General features: G+C 28.0%; 20 protein-coding genes. 17 read left to right on the forward strand and 3 right to left on the reverse strand.

The features are described from left to right. The first annotated feature begins 79 nt into the window (after window positions 1–79). The 7 genes from ACTPNM_RS10485 (at window position 80) to ACTPNM_RS10515 (ending at window position 4,702) form a co-directional block, all read left to right on the forward strand. Window positions 80–571 carry a hypothetical protein gene (locus ACTPNM_RS10485; RefSeq protein ID WP_440121717.1) on the forward strand — a complete coding sequence of 164 codons (492 nt, stop codon included), beginning with the start codon at window positions 80–82 and terminating at the stop codon, window positions 569–571. A 219-nt stretch (window positions 572–790) separates the two neighbouring features. Further along, window positions 791–1,129, forward strand: coding sequence for a hypothetical protein (locus ACTPNM_RS10490; RefSeq protein ID WP_415268920.1), 339 nt, complete (start codon window positions 791–793; stop codon window positions 1,127–1,129). 150 nt (window positions 1,130–1,279) lie between these two features. Next, window positions 1,280–1,666, forward strand: coding sequence for a hypothetical protein (locus tag ACTPNM_RS10495; RefSeq protein WP_440121718.1), 387 nt, complete (start codon window positions 1,280–1,282; stop codon window positions 1,664–1,666). Window positions 1,667–1,882: 216 nt separating this feature from the next. Further along, window positions 1,883–2,791 (forward strand): alpha/beta hydrolase family protein, encoded by a 909-nt coding sequence (locus ACTPNM_RS10500; protein WP_440121720.1) that lies wholly within the window; start codon window positions 1,883–1,885, stop codon window positions 2,789–2,791. Between the two features lie 48 nt (window positions 2,792–2,839). Continuing rightward, window positions 2,840–3,598 carry a subclass B1 metallo-beta-lactamase gene (gene bla, locus ACTPNM_RS10505; RefSeq protein WP_440121721.1) on the forward strand — a complete coding sequence of 253 codons (759 nt, stop codon included), beginning with the start codon at window positions 2,840–2,842 and terminating at the stop codon, window positions 3,596–3,598. A gap of 46 nt (window positions 3,599–3,644) precedes the next feature. Beyond that, window positions 3,645–4,187, forward strand: a complete 543-nt coding sequence (locus ACTPNM_RS10510) for a hypothetical protein (protein WP_440121722.1) — start codon at window positions 3,645–3,647, stop codon at window positions 4,185–4,187. A gap of 71 nt (window positions 4,188–4,258) precedes the next feature. After that, window positions 4,259–4,702 (forward strand): DinB family protein, encoded by a 444-nt coding sequence (locus ACTPNM_RS10515; RefSeq protein ID WP_440121723.1) that lies wholly within the window; start codon window positions 4,259–4,261, stop codon window positions 4,700–4,702. Window positions 4,703–4,775: 73 nt separating this feature from the next. Here the strand turns inward: ACTPNM_RS10515 and ACTPNM_RS10520 are convergent, their stop codons facing one another. Then, complete coding sequence (locus ACTPNM_RS10520; protein ID WP_440121724.1) at window positions 4,776–4,931, reverse strand: hypothetical protein; 156 nt, start codon at window positions 4,929–4,931, stop codon at window positions 4,776–4,778. 211 nt (window positions 4,932–5,142) lie between these two features. Here ACTPNM_RS10520 and ACTPNM_RS10525 point away from each other — a divergent pair, with 211 nt between their 5' ends. From ACTPNM_RS10525 to ACTPNM_RS10545, 5 genes are all read left to right on the forward strand, one after another. Beyond that, complete coding sequence (locus ACTPNM_RS10525) at window positions 5,143–6,846, forward strand: hypothetical protein (RefSeq protein ID WP_440121725.1); 1,704 nt, start codon at window positions 5,143–5,145, stop codon at window positions 6,844–6,846. Between the two features lie 256 nt (window positions 6,847–7,102). Beyond that, window positions 7,103–8,005 carry a hypothetical protein gene (locus ACTPNM_RS10530; protein WP_440121727.1) on the forward strand — a complete coding sequence of 301 codons (903 nt, stop codon included), beginning with the start codon at window positions 7,103–7,105 and terminating at the stop codon, window positions 8,003–8,005. A gap of 334 nt (window positions 8,006–8,339) precedes the next feature. Then, on the forward strand, window positions 8,340–8,582 hold the full coding sequence (locus tag ACTPNM_RS10535; RefSeq protein ID WP_121146968.1) for a hypothetical protein: 243 nt from the start codon (window positions 8,340–8,342) through the stop codon (window positions 8,580–8,582). 121 nt (window positions 8,583–8,703) lie between these two features. Continuing rightward, window positions 8,704–9,576: an XAC2610-related protein gene (locus ACTPNM_RS10540; RefSeq protein WP_440121728.1), complete on the forward strand. Its 873-nt coding sequence runs from the start codon at window positions 8,704–8,706 to the stop codon at window positions 9,574–9,576. A 42-nt stretch (window positions 9,577–9,618) separates the two neighbouring features. Beyond that, the gene (locus ACTPNM_RS10545; RefSeq protein WP_440121729.1) at window positions 9,619–10,242 is read left to right on the forward strand and encodes a leucine-rich repeat domain-containing protein; all 624 of its coding nucleotides are present in this window, start codon (window positions 9,619–9,621) and stop codon (window positions 10,240–10,242) included. A gap of 110 nt (window positions 10,243–10,352) precedes the next feature. Here ACTPNM_RS10545 and ACTPNM_RS10550 read toward each other — a convergent pair whose 3' ends face one another. After that, window positions 10,353–10,508: a hypothetical protein gene (locus tag ACTPNM_RS10550; RefSeq protein WP_440121724.1), complete on the reverse strand. Its 156-nt coding sequence runs from the start codon at window positions 10,506–10,508 to the stop codon at window positions 10,353–10,355. Between the two features lie 52 nt (window positions 10,509–10,560). Between ACTPNM_RS10550 and ACTPNM_RS10555 the strand changes: the two genes are divergently transcribed. The 3 genes from ACTPNM_RS10555 to ACTPNM_RS10565 all read left to right on the forward strand — a co-directional run bounded on the left by ACTPNM_RS10555 (window position 10,561) and on the right by ACTPNM_RS10565 (window position 12,940). Next, window positions 10,561–11,496, forward strand: a complete 936-nt coding sequence (locus ACTPNM_RS10555) for a DKNYY domain-containing protein (protein ID WP_440121731.1) — start codon at window positions 10,561–10,563, stop codon at window positions 11,494–11,496. A gap of 102 nt (window positions 11,497–11,598) precedes the next feature. Further along, window positions 11,599–12,438, forward strand: a complete 840-nt coding sequence (locus tag ACTPNM_RS10560; protein WP_440121733.1) for a hypothetical protein — start codon at window positions 11,599–11,601, stop codon at window positions 12,436–12,438. A gap of 109 nt (window positions 12,439–12,547) precedes the next feature. After that, window positions 12,548–12,940, forward strand: coding sequence for a VOC family protein (locus tag ACTPNM_RS10565; protein WP_440121734.1), 393 nt, complete (start codon window positions 12,548–12,550; stop codon window positions 12,938–12,940). A 30-nt stretch (window positions 12,941–12,970) separates the two neighbouring features. Here the strand turns inward: ACTPNM_RS10565 and ACTPNM_RS10570 are convergent, their stop codons facing one another. After that, window positions 12,971–13,819 carry an AraC family transcriptional regulator gene (locus tag ACTPNM_RS10570; RefSeq protein ID WP_440121735.1) on the reverse strand — a complete coding sequence of 283 codons (849 nt, stop codon included), beginning with the start codon at window positions 13,817–13,819 and terminating at the stop codon, window positions 12,971–12,973. 99 nt (window positions 13,820–13,918) lie between these two features. On the opposite strand from ACTPNM_RS10570, the gene ACTPNM_RS10575 reads away from it, so the two are divergent. Both ACTPNM_RS10575 and ACTPNM_RS10580 read left to right on the forward strand, forming a co-directional pair. Then, complete coding sequence (locus tag ACTPNM_RS10575; RefSeq protein ID WP_440121736.1) at window positions 13,919–14,902, forward strand: polysaccharide deacetylase family protein; 984 nt, start codon at window positions 13,919–13,921, stop codon at window positions 14,900–14,902. Between the two features lie 10 nt (window positions 14,903–14,912). Then, window positions 14,913–15,800, forward strand: coding sequence for an SMP-30/gluconolactonase/LRE family protein (locus ACTPNM_RS10580; RefSeq protein WP_440121737.1), 888 nt, complete (start codon window positions 14,913–14,915; stop codon window positions 15,798–15,800).

Consider the following 15,800-nt stretch of genomic DNA (forward strand, 5'->3'; position numbering starts at 1 on the left):
ACTATTATCAACACAATATGTAAGCGTTGCATCTAATTTAAGAAATTGCTTATACAAATCTCATGATAATAATTGAAATATGAATAAAAAGACTGAACAAATAGAAAGATATAAGGTATCAATTGACTTATTACGCTACGAGGGGGAAATGTTATGGAAGATATTATCCTCCTACATGATTGTTAATACAATAATTCTTGGTTTTATTACTCAAATCGCATACAAAGACATACAAAATGCAGTGTTGACATTTTATCCTATATGTTTCTTTGCAGGCATCTTAGGGTTAATATTAATAGTTCCATGGTTAGGAACATTCTTAAGGAATTCAAATTATTATCATTTCCGCATGCTTCAAGCCAAAAGAAATGAACCTAAAAAGTGGAGACTATTAAAGCACGAAGGTGAGCATTTTGCTAAAGGTGAACAAGTAGAAGTTTATAATCAAAAGATTCAAATTGGTTCATTAGGAAGATTAATGAGAAATAAAAGAGCTATTTATTTCATAGTTGGAATATTCACTCTTATATATATGACCTTAATAGTTTTATTTGGTCCTTGGTGGTGTTAATATTTTAAATATCTAATGAAAATTTACTTATTAAAAACAAACTACTTTAAACCGTACATTTTTGTACGGTTTTTTATTTTGTTTTATCTTGGCTACCATTGAATAAGAAGAATAAAATTGCTGAAAGCTTCTGCTTACTCTGTCATAAAAGAAGTATAATGGTAGTTTTGTTCTATATACAAACTAGTTGTAACCAATTAAAATAAAGACATCATTACAATGATTATTATTTATAAAAATAGAGGAATTTTGATTCCACTTTTTTTAATCCTACCATTTGTCGGAACTACAATTCTAAGTGGAGTGTTAAAAAGGAATATTGGCGGAATATTTGCCTATGACTATGACTTCCAAATAGTGATGGGAATCGGACTTTTGATTTCAAGTTTATGGACTTATTTAAAAAGTGGAGATTATATAATGATTAATGGTATAAAAGAAAAAATTGAAATGAATAATCATTTCTTCTATATACCAATGAAAACTTGGAGTTATATAATGTTCGCAGGTGGAATTTTGGTGCTTGCTGGAGGATTATTAGAAACATTTTTAAATTAAAAATTAGTTACAACTCCGTATAAAAATAATTGCTTGTTCTCGTCTAATTCTGAAAATCCAAAAGGATTTTCAGTTTGGTCTGTACTTGCAAAGTTAAGTGCTAACCCGCGTAACTACTCATAGCCGAGACTGTTTTAAAACATTTAAGGAATGACGTTAAAAGATGAATTAAACGCTGAAAATGGTTCTTTTTTACTTGAATTGAGGACTTACTTGAATTGGAATCACGATTCATTTATTAACCTGCTGACTGAATTAAATAAGGAATGTAAGCGGACAAAAGAAAATCTGAATTTATCACGAGATACTGCTTCTGGAATTTGGTACATCTCTGATTTTATCAAAAATTGGACTGAACATCAAAATTTCCCAAAAGAATTCGCTGAAGAGTATTATAAAAAAGCCTATGAATTAATAAATGATTTGGCTTACACATACTTTATGGCTGAATCGCCTTATGAATCGAAATCTGAAATTGAAAATAAAATAACCGAATTAAAAAGTTTTACAACGATATACAACTGTAATTACGGCTAGTTCATAACTTAACTATCAAAATTGAAACACCTTTTTAACCGTACATTTTTGTACGGTTTTTTATTTTGTTCTATCTTGGTAACTAGAAATAAGAAGAATAAAATTGCTAAAAACTTTCGCTTATCATACCATAAAAGGAATATAACAGTAAATTTATTCTGTATATAAACTAGTAGTAGCAATACATTCTAAATTCAGGTAAGAAATACCCCACTTATGAAACATATCAGTCTCCTTTTACTATTTTTATGTATAACTTTAATTGGTTGTAATAAATTAGGTAAGCAAAAAAGCATCTCAGTTACTCAAACAAAAGTCGAATCAATAGATTCAATAAAAACAAAAGATGTAACATTTGAGAGTGAAGGGGTTACTTTGGCTGGTACAATTTACACTCCAAAAAAACCTCATGCTTCTGTTGTTATAGTACACGGTTCTGATAGTGTTCCGAGAATGACCAAATTCGCTGAATTATTAGCAAAAAATAACATTTTAGTATTTACCTACGATAAGCGTGGTGTTGGAGAGTCAGGTGGAATTTATGCAGGGCCTGAAGTAAGCACGAACAATATTAGTACAGATAATCTTGATTTATTAGCAAAAGATGCAAGTGCAGCTGTAAATTTGATTCAACAAGAAAATAAAAGTCTGCCTATTGGTTTATTAGGTTTTAGTCAAGCAGGTTGGATAATCCCAATTGCTGCAAACAAAAATCCACGTGTAGAATTCATGGTATTGTTTAGTTGTCCTACTATCACAACTCTTGAACAGCTCAGGTTTCAATTTTACACTAATGGAAATTCTGACTTTTGGAAAAATCATACCGAAGAAGATGCAAAACAACACACTAAAAATGATCCTGACAGATACCAATTTAAAGCTACTGACCCTCTAGATGCATTGAGCAATCTTTCAATTTCTGGTCTTTGGCTTTTTGGTGAAAAAGATATTCAGATACCTGTAAAATTGTGCATAGAAAACCTTAATAACTTAAAAGCTCAGAATAAACACTTCGAACATGTTCTATTCCCTGCATTAGGTCATAATACTGGGTATTCAGCCTCCAAAGAACCATTTAACATAGCAATGAAATGGATAAAAAGAGAAGCTATAAAATTGCGCTAATGACAATTTGAAGAACTAAATCAAGAAAATATTAATATACATACCTAAATGAAAGCCGTAATAAAAACTTTATTGATAATCTTAATTTCATTAACAGTTACAAGCTGTGACCATAAAAAAAATGATTCTTTTAAACCTAAAGAGGTTTATAAAACTAAAAACCTAATTATCAAACAAATTTCTAAAAACTCGTTTCAACATACCTCTTTTTTACAAACAGAAAGTTTCGGAAATGTTCCTTGTAACGGTTTAATTTTTAGCTATAAGAATGAAGTTATAATTTTTGATACCCCATCAGATAACTCTAGCTCAGAAGAGTTGATAAAATGGGTAAATGAAACTCTTGACTCAAAAATTAACGCAATTATTCCAACTCATTTTCATGATGATTGTTTAGGTGGGTTAAAGGCATTTCACCAACATCAAATTCCTTCTCACTCATATTATAAAACTATAGAGCTTGCTAAAGAAAATAATTCTGAAGTTCCAAAAAACAGCTTTAAAGATTCTCTTGTATTAAAAGTTGGCAATAAAGGTATTATTGCAAAATATTTTGGAGAAGGACATACGAAAGGTAACGTTGTTGGTTATTTCCCTTATGAAAATATTATGTTCGGAGGATGTTTAATAAAAACACTTAATGCGGGCAAAGGAAATTTAGCAGATTCCAATGTTTCAGAATGGTCTAATACTGTTGAAAAGATTAAATTAGAATACCCCAACATAAAAATTGTTGTTCCTGGACACGGAAAATATGGAGATATGAAGTTATTAGACTACACTATTAACTTATTCAAAACTGAATAAAAAAGCATTAACTAATAATATTCTTTAACAAAACTCTAGAAATTAGATGAAAAGTATACTTGGCTTAACACTTGTAATTTTATTTTCTTATTTCTTTAAACCCAAAAACAAAGGTTATACAAATAGCTTAATTACTAAACAATGTGCTAAAAAGGATAGTTTATTTGAACTTGATATTAGGCTTAAAGAAAATTTTGTAAGAATTAAAGCTCCAAAAAAATTAGACTTTGAATTACCTGATCATGCTTCCAAAATAAAACTAATTAAGGTTCATGATTTTAATGCTGATAGTAAAGAAGATATTATGGTTTATTTGGGAGCCTGTGGTACTGGAGGTTGTATGTATGGTGTTTTTTTAAATCAGTACAAGAACTTTTATAGGCTAGCTTATATTGATTATTTAAACAATTTTGAATTAAAAAAAGATAAAAACGGGTATACAGTTATAAAATCTTATGAAGAAGCAGAACCATATAATCCATCAAAAATATACGTAAGTAAGTTTAAGTTTGATAAAGAAGAATATCAATACAAATTAGATACGGCTTACATTTATATTGATGAAAAAAATATGGACTATCGTAAGTGATAACATGACTGTAAACTATTACTTACCCTCATACTTCATAAAAAAATGAAATAATTTATATATTTTAGAAAATGACAAATACTATACATAAATTAAACCAACTATTAGAGTCTGGAAGAAACTACTTTTCTAAAACTTCTGAGTATGAATTAGCTAAAAAAGCTTCTCCTGAAAAATGGTCAAAAAAAGAAATACTGGGACATTTAATTGATTCTGGAATTAATAATTTACAACGCTTTACGGAAATTCAGTTTGATAGTAAACCTTTTAAGATTAGAAAATATAATCAAGATGAGTTAGTAAAAGTGAATAACTATCAACATTCAAACACTAAAGAAATCCTTGAGTTTTGGTATTTAATAAATAACAGAATAAAAAAGGTGATGGAACTACAAACGGAAGACTCTCTAACCTATAAAATAGAGTTTGAAGAAGGTAACATATCAGATTTAAAATTTTTAATGACTGATTATGTAGAGCATTTAGAACATCACCTTAACCAAATAATGGAATAAAAACTAATAGTTGTATTCCCAACTAAATTATAAACCATTATAATTACTTAATGAACTTAATTACAAACCATCCTTATATATCAACAATCATAATTATACTTATTTTGAATTTTATAATTAAAAAAATTACACGAGCTAAACACTCTCCACTAGTAAAAGTGCTCTTATTTATCATAGCAATAATTTCACAAGCCTGTAGTCCTTTTGCAGGACCGGTTGATAAATCCATTTCAGATTCTTATTACTATTCAAAATCAAAAAGTAATATTTGTTATTCACCTATGGGAAATTGGTTTGAACTTGGTAAAGAAAAAAGGTATAAATAAAATAATTATTAAATTTTAGACAAACCATTTATACTGAACTCAAGCACTCGATTAATTATATTTAAAATAAAAATTCACTCAAATTAAAAATAAAAACAATAGTTGATACTCTTTATGAATACTATTTTCTTACTATTAAAAAATCTTAAAATTAAAACAATTGTTATTTTTAAAGTAAAATCGGTAATCATACTATGTTTACTTTACTCTTGCTCTACTAAAGCTCAGGAAACAATTACCAAAGAACCTGTTACAGAACTAATGGTTATAGAACAAGAAAAGTTATATGAAGACAAAAGCATAATCGAAAAAAAAGAAAAAGAAATAAAATCTTTTTTAGATACGATAAGCATTAATCATTTAAAGAAACAAGTTAATGAGAATTTAAATTACTACATAAAAAATGAAAGTAGTATCATTGAATCACTTAACAATCATCAAAAAGATATAAATGAAAGAATTAATAGTAACATAAAATTATACTTATCTAACGAAGAAAAATACACTAAAAAGGAAAATATACTTTTAAAATTAGTTAACAACAACCATTTAGAATATAGAGATACTATACAAAAAGGGACTTACTTTAATCAGCTTTTTGAACACAATAAATCTTACATTAAACCTCTAGTAATGAATAGTGGTTTTACTACTTTTAATTTTAAGAGTAAAGTAACTACCCTACCCTATTATTCTTTAAACTCTCATTCTGAACAGAACTTGAGAATTATGAATATTTATTACCATGATGGTACTAAAAAAAACAACCCAACCCCTATCGAATCTCATTCATTTCCTTTGAATTCTATTCCTGTAAAAAAAATGAAACATGTTGATAGTTTACAGCTAGAGTTCAAAATTAATTACTTAACCAAAATTGATTCTATTCATTTTAAAAAAAATGAAATAGGAAGACAAAAAGGAGAATTTAAGCTACTTAAAATGGAAAATAATTATGTAGAATACGAAACTCCAAATGCACATTCTTCTTATATAGAAGCATACTATTACAATGAAGAAGGAAAAGCTTTAAAAACTAAATTCAGTATCAGTAATCTATCTGCAGAGACTCCTGTACAAGAGTACAATGAGACACTGAACTATATAAAAAGTACTTCTGAATATGTAAATAGAATAACTACTAAAGAGGAAGCTTTTCTAACATTAAAATACCTAGATTTAAAAAACCATAATAATCCACATAAAAAAACTAAGAGTAGAGTAACCTTAGAAGGAAATGTTGATTCTTTTACTTTATATATAGAAAGTAAAAGAGATACAATTACCTTTTTAACCACACTTAAAAACGGGGCATCAGTAAAAAAACTTTACCTACATAAATTAGAGGACAAGACAGAGTTTATTAACAAAGACGGAAAAGTAATTACTTCAATTCCTTCTTCTATTCACTTTTTATCACATCATACTGGCTATCACTCCGATAAATATTTTTTCACAGAAAGAGCAGAAGAAAGAAGCCGTTATTATCTAAATCAAGAAAGAGACTATTATTATCTAGATCAAGATAAACAAACTATTTCTAAACTTCCCTATTCACAAATAGAGTACTTATGCTTGCCTATATTACTTGCTAAAGAAAAAGGAAAAGAAGGGTTTAAATTATTATCAGCAGAAAAAAAACTATTACTATCCGACAAAACATTTACCAATGTTTTTATTCAGCGTTATGCTGGTGAAGGTATTCTCGTCTATAACAACGGAGGAAGCTTCCTACTTTATGATCAAAACAACAAATTAATTACCGAAAACACAAAAAAAGTAGCTAAAATAATTCTAAAAAAATCAACAGGGTGGTAATACGTACATAATTTGCGTGTAAAGAATTGAAAGTTTTCGTATTACTTACATAGTATAGATTCAAAAACTTGCTTTCCAAAGCTCAAAAACATCTAATTTAACCGTACATTTTTGTGCGGTTTTTTATTTTGTTTTATCTTGGCTAACGCTAATAAAAAAGAACAAAAATTGCTAAAAACTTCTACCCTTTATTTCTTTTATTGATTTTTATTCTCTGTTAAAATAAACTTTAGTACTAATAAAAATTGAAATAATAATGAACTTTAAAACCTCCCTTGTTATACTTCTTAACTTAAGTTTAACCTTCTCATGTTTAGCTCAAGATAATGCCCCTATTACTCTTGAAGGAAAATGGAAAGTAGTTGATTGGACTTATATGAGCTTCGTTGGAAGAGGTCTTGATGGGAAAGAAAAACAAGAAATAGACAAAACTGTAAGTGATTTAGTCTTAGATTTTAAATTAAATCAAACTTTTTCTAGTAACAAATCTGCTTTTGAATTTTTAGAAAACCAAAAGTTCTTTGTAAATAATTTTAGCGAAGTTGTAATAAACAACCAATATTACCCCATCTTTATTAAGAATAACACATGTTACTTTTTACTAAGTAATATTATGCTTCAAATTAAAAAAACAGAGAACTATAATAATTCAAAAATAAACATTGAAAAGTTTCCTAGTAAATATAATGAATTAGAAGAAAGTTTCAAGAAAGAAAAGAAAATTTCAGGAGAAGTATATAGTATTAATGATTTAGATAAACCTCCTAAATTCAAGACAGTCGAATTTGATGAAAATTGTTTAATCGATTGCCTTCTTAACTCTTTTAACTCAAACATGAAGTACTATATAGATTTTTCAAGAGTAGAAAAAGATACAAGTTATTTTATAGAATTTATTATAGATAATACAGGAAACATTTATAACATAAATATAAAATCTAAAAAAAACAAACCCAGTAACAGAATTACTATGACTGCTAAAGTAATTTATGGAACTAAAGAAAATAACGAAGAAAATAAAAAAAATGAAATTTCTGAGATTGAAAAAAATATTATAAGCAGTATACTAGCTTTTAAAAATCAACTGATTCCCGGCAAGAAGAATAATAAAAATGTAAATACCAAACTAAATTTAGAACTAAGGTTAATTTCAAAATAAGAGCACACATATCTTCAAGTAAAATATAACCAACTTAAAATTAACACTAAACAAATACATTAGCAATAATTAAACTTTATATGAATAAAAAAAATACCTAATTGTATTTTTAGCGTTTTTAAATGTTTCTTATATCAATAAACTAAAAGAACATAATATTGATTATTATAAGCAAATTTTAAATCTAAAAAACATACGCTTTGACCAAATTGAGACATTACTAGTAATTGAGGAGTATATTAATGATAAGGGATTCCAAAGTTCAGACAGAAAAGGTATAGTTGTTTATAACACAAATAACAGTGGTGGTGGAATATATACTTACTCAGTAGATTTGAAAAAGAAAAACTCATTAGGGTTATCTGATGAATTTTACAAAACAAATATATATAGAAAAGAAAGAGACTTTATTTTTCAATTAGCTGTATCAGACTTCAAGTTTATTCATGTATTAGAAAAGATTAACCCTAATAAAGAAGGTAAATTAAATTATGTAATTTCCAGCTATGATAAAAGTAAAAATACAGGTTTTAAAATAGTCAACTTATATGACATAGTAATGAATGAAGAAAAATAAACAAAACTTCTGTTAATATTATCTATAAATAATTGCTACCCTAACTACTCGATTATCTTTATATTTTTTGAGTTAGTTACTTAAATAAGTATTATATATAACTTAACAATTTTAGAGAAAAATGAAATTTCCATTATTTATATTATTCCTGTTATTTTCAATAACAAGTAAAGGTCAATCTAGTTATTCTGGTCATTTAGGAAAGTTCCCCATTACATTGGTTATGTACCACTATAGTGATGGAGTTTCTTTAGCTTATTATGTTTATAATAAATATGATAACCCGATAATAATAAACGGAAACCTTAAAAATGAAGAATTAAAACTTTTAGAAAAAGATAAGAAAGGAAACACTTCTGCTACTCTTATTTTTGAAAATTTTAAAGAAAGTGATAAAGAAGTTACAGGAAAATGGATTAATGCTGACTCTACAAAAACTTATCAAATTTTATTGCAAAAAGATTTTGATGTAAGTTATGGAGACGATATAGAATGGAAAAGTAGAGAACTAATCCAGTCTAACACTACAAAAAAACACTACTTTAAAACCATAATAACTAAAGAAAAGGGAAATTTTTATGCTAGAGTTTCTGGTATAAAAATATTTGAAAAGAAAACAGATAAACTAATTCAAACTATTGAATTAGACTGCCAACTTTTTGGAATAGATAATGTAAGTATTGGTGATTATAACTTTGATGGAATTGAAGATTTTTCTGTTTTTGAAGCTAGTTATGCTGGTCCAAATACTTCCAGTATTTATATTTTAAGGACTCCTAATTCGAATAACTATTTTAAAAGTAGTTTCAGCGATACTTCCTTAATATTCGATAATGAATCAAAGTTAATTCACGAGCACAACCAATGCTGTGCAGGAAGAATCCACATGAATGCAACTTACAAAGTGGTTAATAACGAAATGGTTTTAATTTCACAAAAATGTATTGAATATAATGACGATAAAGAAGAATTTATTGATACCAAATGTCAATAAAAAATAATAAAACAAAGTCTATAAATAATTTAAACATAAGCTATGAAAACAAATATTTTACTTTACTTATTATTATTTTCTTCATTTATATACTCTCAAGAAATTGAAGAAGTAATATACAAAAAAGAAGAAATTACTTCTTCTAAAAAGAAAGAAGAAATAAATAGTGACCCCAAAGAAATAGTTACTTATTACTCGCTAAAAGAAGCTTTAAAAACCCCAAAAAAAGTAAAAGCTTTGCAAATTAGAGATAAAGGTTTACACGAATTACCTAAAGAAATTAAAGAACTAGTAAACTTAGAAACTTTAAGAGTTCATCATAATAGATTAACTGAAATACCAGATTTTATTTTTTCTCTTACTAAATTAAAAGAGTTAGAAATAGGAGCTAATAACTTAGGGATCTTAACTAAAAATATTGGTAAATTAACAAACCTTGAATACTTAGGATTAAAAGCTAATGGATTAATAACCTTACCTAAATTAATTGGAAAATTGACAAAATTAAAAACACTTAATTTAGATTTTAACCCTATTACTTCATTACCAGAATCAATTAAAAACTTAAAAAAACTAAAGCGCTTTTATTTAACTGGAAATAAAATACCTAAAAATGATATAAAAAAAATTAAAGCATTACTACCTCATTATTATAGAAGGTACTAGTTTAAATCACTAAACTCTTACACCTATACTATAGATTAACTTAAAATGAAAAAGAAAATAACAAAAGTTAAAACCTAAGTTTACTTAATGAACTTAATTACAAATCATCCTTATATATCAACAATCATAATTATACTTATTTTGAATTTTATAATTAAAAAAATTACACGAGCTAAACACTCTCCACTAGTAAAAGTGCTCTTATTTATCATAGCAATAATTTCACAAGCCTGTAGTCCTTTTGCAGGACCGGTTGATAAATCCATTTCAGATTCTTATTACTATTCAAAATCAAAAAGAAATATTTGTTATTCCCCTATGGGAAATTGGTTTGAACTTGGTAATACTAAAATAAATGCAGATGTTGAGAGTTTTAAAGTTTTAGGAAGAGATTTTGGGAAAGACAAGAATCATTTATACTTTAAAACTCATATTATAGATAATGAAGTAGATATCGCTACTTTCTATGTTGATGATGACAATTACATTTGTTTTGATAAAGACCATGTATATAGAGCTTTAAATTATTTACCTCACGGCTTTACTCAAACAAATCAAGAGAAAAAGCATTTATGGAAAGTTGCTAAAGCTAATCCGAAAACATTTCAAAAAATTGATAGCGATTGGTCTAAGGACGACAAACATTATTTTTATAACTACGTGCCTATTGATGTGGATTATAACTCTTTTACTATTTTAAATAAAAGCTTTGCTAAAGACAAAAACCAAGTATATTCTTTAAAAAACTATGAATTGCTAGCTTCTTCAATAAACCCTACGACAACAAAAAAAATCAACAGTAGATATATTGCAGATAAAAACAATATTTATGATTTTCAAGAATATATAAATGGTAAAAAGGTAGATTCTCTCACTTCTATACCTTACCAAAACATTGATAATTTAACCATATTAGAAGATAAGTTTCTTCTATTTGATAATAAGGTTATGTATGATGGAATCATAATTGAAAAAGCTGATGCTTCGTCTTTTCAAATCATTCAATTTCCTTATTCGAGAGATAAAAATCATGTGTTTTATCACGAAAATATTATAGAAAAAGCTGATCCAAAGACCTTCAGCGTTTTTGAAACATCTTATTATTCAAAAGATAAAAATTATGTATTCGTTTATGAAAAACTATTAAAAGGTGCTGATGTAGCTACTTTTGGACCAGTAAATAAAAAACACTCATTATTATATAAAGATAAAAATCACTCCTACAGAGGTGATGAAATTGTAAGAGACAACTAAAATTTAGCTTGTTATCAAACAGCTATACAACACATAATTAATTATTTATAATGTAATTAATCATTTTTTTGTATTTTCATTTCCAATAAAAATTACAAAACCATGAAAAGCTTATTTAACTCTACCCCCCTTACAGTTTTATCTTTTTTAATATTCTTTTTATCATTTTCAGTAACTGCACAAGATAGTGCTGATACTGTTATTATGATGGATGGAAAAGAAAGAAAAGGAAAAGTAACATCCATTAATGATAGTGAAATTACATTCATTTTTACCGGTGAAACCTTAGAATATAAAATCAAACGAGCTGAAGTCAATAAAATTATTTTTGCCAGTGGGCGAACTCAATTAATTTCTGAAAAAGCAACAAAACAAAATACTCAAAGTACCTCAAACCTTGTTATTAGAAAAGGTAAAATGGCTGTATTGCCTTTTAAGGTTATAACTAATATGGCTTCTGTAGATAAGGAAGCTATTGGAAGACAAATTCAGGCTGATTGTACTAATACCATAAAAAAGGAGTCACCTATGATTGATGTTATTGACCCTAGAATTGTTAACGCTACTTTAGCTAAAAACAATATTTCTGTTAATCAACTTGAAACAATGTTACCTAATGAGTTAGCTATTACACTTGGCGTTGAGCATGTAGTTTTTGGTTCTTATGATGTTGAAAATACAGGAACTAGAACCTCAGGATCTACAGTAACTACATACAAGTCAAAAAAAGACAGAAGTAAGAGAAGAGGAACAGCTATTAGTTCTGGAAACTCATCTACTTCAGATACATATGACTCTAAGATTACAATGGATATATATAATGATAAAGGCTCTAATATTTACTCTGTTTCTCGTAAACCATTTATGGCTGGTTTAGATAAATACCACAGTACAATTAAGTATTTAATTAAAAGAGCTCCATTTGGTAGTAAGCATAAATAAAATAACAAACCTTGCATTAAAAACCTCATAGATTGTACTACTATAAATAGCTTTTTTTATACAAAGTATCTAAAAAATAAGTAATTTCACTTGTATAAAAAGGGCTATAATGAAATACGGATATACTATACTTTATGTTAAAAACGTAAAAGAAACTATTGACTTTTACGAAAAAGCTTTCGGCTTTACCTCAAAATTTATTACACCCGAAAATGATTATGGAGAATTAATTTCTGGAGAAACAACTATTGCTTTTGCTTCCTATGAACTGGAAAAGTCTAACTTTAAAGAAGAAACTGTAAAAGCAAATACATCTAATAAACCTTTTGGAATAGAAATGGCTTTTGTATCAGAAAATATAGAAGCCGATTTTAAAAAAGCCATTGACATGGGAGCTATTGAGTTTGAACCAATCAAAGAAAAACCCTGGGGGCAAAAAGTAGGCTATGTAAAAGACATTAATGGTTTCTTAATAGAAATTTGTTCGCCCATGAAAACTTAAGTACAGTAAATGACTTTATGCTACTTCTATTTATTTTGAAGTCTGGTATTCGCTCGGATTTTTGCCCGTATATTTTTTAAACGTTTTATTAAAATGACTAGAGTCTGTGAAACCTGTTTTCTCAGCAATTTCACCAATGCTTAAACTACTTTGTTTTAACAAACTTTCTGCCATTTTTATTTTGGTTTCCATTATATAACGCTGTAAGGATATACCAGTATGCTTCTTTACAAAAATACCAACATAGTTTGGTGATAAATGAAAAGTTTCTGCAATAACATCAACCTTAATAAGCTCTTTATTTTGTACATTTTGTCGTATGTATGTCAATATTAAATCTACCTTATTCTTATCGTAAACATGTCCGCTATTTTTTAATGCAGACTTTAAGTTTCTCGATAGTATAATCAACAAAGCTCCAAACAATTCAGATATTACATTACGACTGTAGGTTAACGGACTATGTAATTCACTTTTTATTAAATGATAAAGTCTAAAAAGTTGCTCTTTATCTGTTTCACAACTAATTACACTTTTAGCAACAATATTCTGATGAAAAATTACTGCTTCTAAATTCTTTCTCCAATAAGTACTTGTAGAAAATGTAGCCTTTTCTAAAAACATCTGTTCTGTAAATTTTACCACACCAAATTTTGTTGGCTCTCCAATAACAAATTCATGTTCATCTTTTGGTGTTAAAAAAAATAAATCTCCTTCTTTATACTCTATAACACTTTCATTTAAAACATGTTTTCCACTTCCTTTTAAAACAAAAGTTAACTCAAAAAAATGGTGCTTATGCCTTGGGTAGCCCCACTCCTCCACTGCTTCAAACTCAAATACATCTAAATTCTTAGTAATATAAAAACGTTGTGTCATCAGAATGTTTTTATACAAATATACAATGTATTCATACAACAAAACAGTATAAAATAGCCACTAATTTTGCAAACACAATAGTCAATTAAACAATATAAAATGAAAAATAATAGCATTATAGCATTGGTTATCATAGCGGTAAGTTTAACATTAAATGCTTGTAAAAAGGAGCAAAAGAATACAAGTGAAACAAATTCTACTTCGACAAAAAATGTAGCAAAAAAAAGCTATTGGCCTAACGGAGCACAATTAGTCATTTCTTTTTCAATGCAGTTTGAAACAGGAGGACAACCTGAAGGAGCTGAAAGTCCTTTTTCAGGAAATCCATTACCTAAAGGAAATCCTGATTTGCCTGCTGAAAGCTGGTTTCTTTATGGAGCTAGAGAAGGAATGTGGAGAATGATGGATTTATGGGATAAACATAATATAAAAGTAACCTCTCATGTGGTAGGCGAAGCAGCAATAAAATATCCTAAAATAGCTAAGGCTATGGCTAGTAAAGGACATGAAATAGCTGCTCATGGAATTGCATGGGACGATCAATGGAATTTAAGTTACGAAGATGAACTTGCCTTTGTTAAAAAAGGAATTGACACAGTAGAAGCAATTACAGGAAAAAGAGGACGTGGATACAATGCCAACTGGTTACGCCGAAGCCCCAACACTCTTAAAGTTTTACAAGAACTTGACTTTTTATACCATATTGATGACGTAAGTCGTGATGAGCCTTTCATTACTAAAGTAAGAGGTAAAAACTTTGTTGTAATGCCATATACACTTCGTAATAACGACATTGTAAATATTGCTGGTAAAAACTGGTCGCCAGATCAATTCTTATTTCAACTTAAAACAGAATTCAATCAGCTTTATAAAGAAGGTGCCTCTAAAAGGAGAATGATGAGTGTGAGTTTACATGACAGAATCGGAGGTACTCCAGCAGTAGTTAATGTTGTAAATCAATTTATTGAATATGCAAAACAACATGAAAGTGTAGTGTTTATGCGTAAAGATAACATTGCTAAAATGGTAATAAATGACCCTAATACCCCAATTGATAACGCCGAATTAAAATTTAACCAATAAGAATACAAACATGAAACATGCAATCTATTTATATCTTGTACTTAGTACAGTAACAATTATTAATGCGCAAAACAAATTACCTTTTCAATTAGAAAAAGACTGGGAACTAGAAGGTTTAAAAAATCCTGAAAGTGTAGTTCTTGATACATCAAATCAAGTATTATATGTGTCTAATGTAAACGGTAATCCTACTGATAAAGATGGTAATGGTTTTATATCTAAAATAAGTTTAGATGGAGAAATAATAGAACTAGAGTGGCTTAAGGGATTGGATGCTCCTAAAGGACTTACTATTCACAAAGGAAAATTATACGTTACGGATATTAATACTATTGTTGAAGTTGATATAGCGAATAAACAAGTCCAACGGTTTACAGCCAAAGATGCTACGTTCCTCAATGATATTGTTGCTGACAAAAAAGGAAATATCTATGCTTCTAACACTTTTGGATTTAGTGCTATTTACAAACTCCCAATTAAAGGAACAAGAAAAGTTGAACTATGGCTAAAAGATGACAAATTAAACATGCCTAATGGCTTATTTATATCAAAAAATAATCTAATAGCTGCTGGTTGGGGTATAGATTTAGATGCTAAAGCATTTGCTACTAAAACACCAGGGCATTTGGTTAAAATCAATTTAAAAACAAAAAAAATCAAACCCATAAGTCAGCCTTTTGGAAACTTAGATGGACTCAGCGAAACTTTACACGGTTTTTTAATTACTGATTGGTTAGCAGGAGGCCTACTCTACTTAAAAAAGGGGAATGATAAAGGGAAACTTGTAATAGATTTACCTCAAGGAAGTGCTGACACGTACTTTGACAAAGCTACCAAAACGTTATACATCCCTTTAATGTTGAATCATAAATTATTGAAATATCACTTTAAAAAGTAA

Origin of the sequence: Tenacibaculum sp. Ill, assembly GCF_051938915.1 — a bacterium.
Taxonomy (GTDB): Bacteria; Bacteroidota; Bacteroidia; order Flavobacteriales; family Flavobacteriaceae; genus Polaribacter; species Polaribacter larymnensis.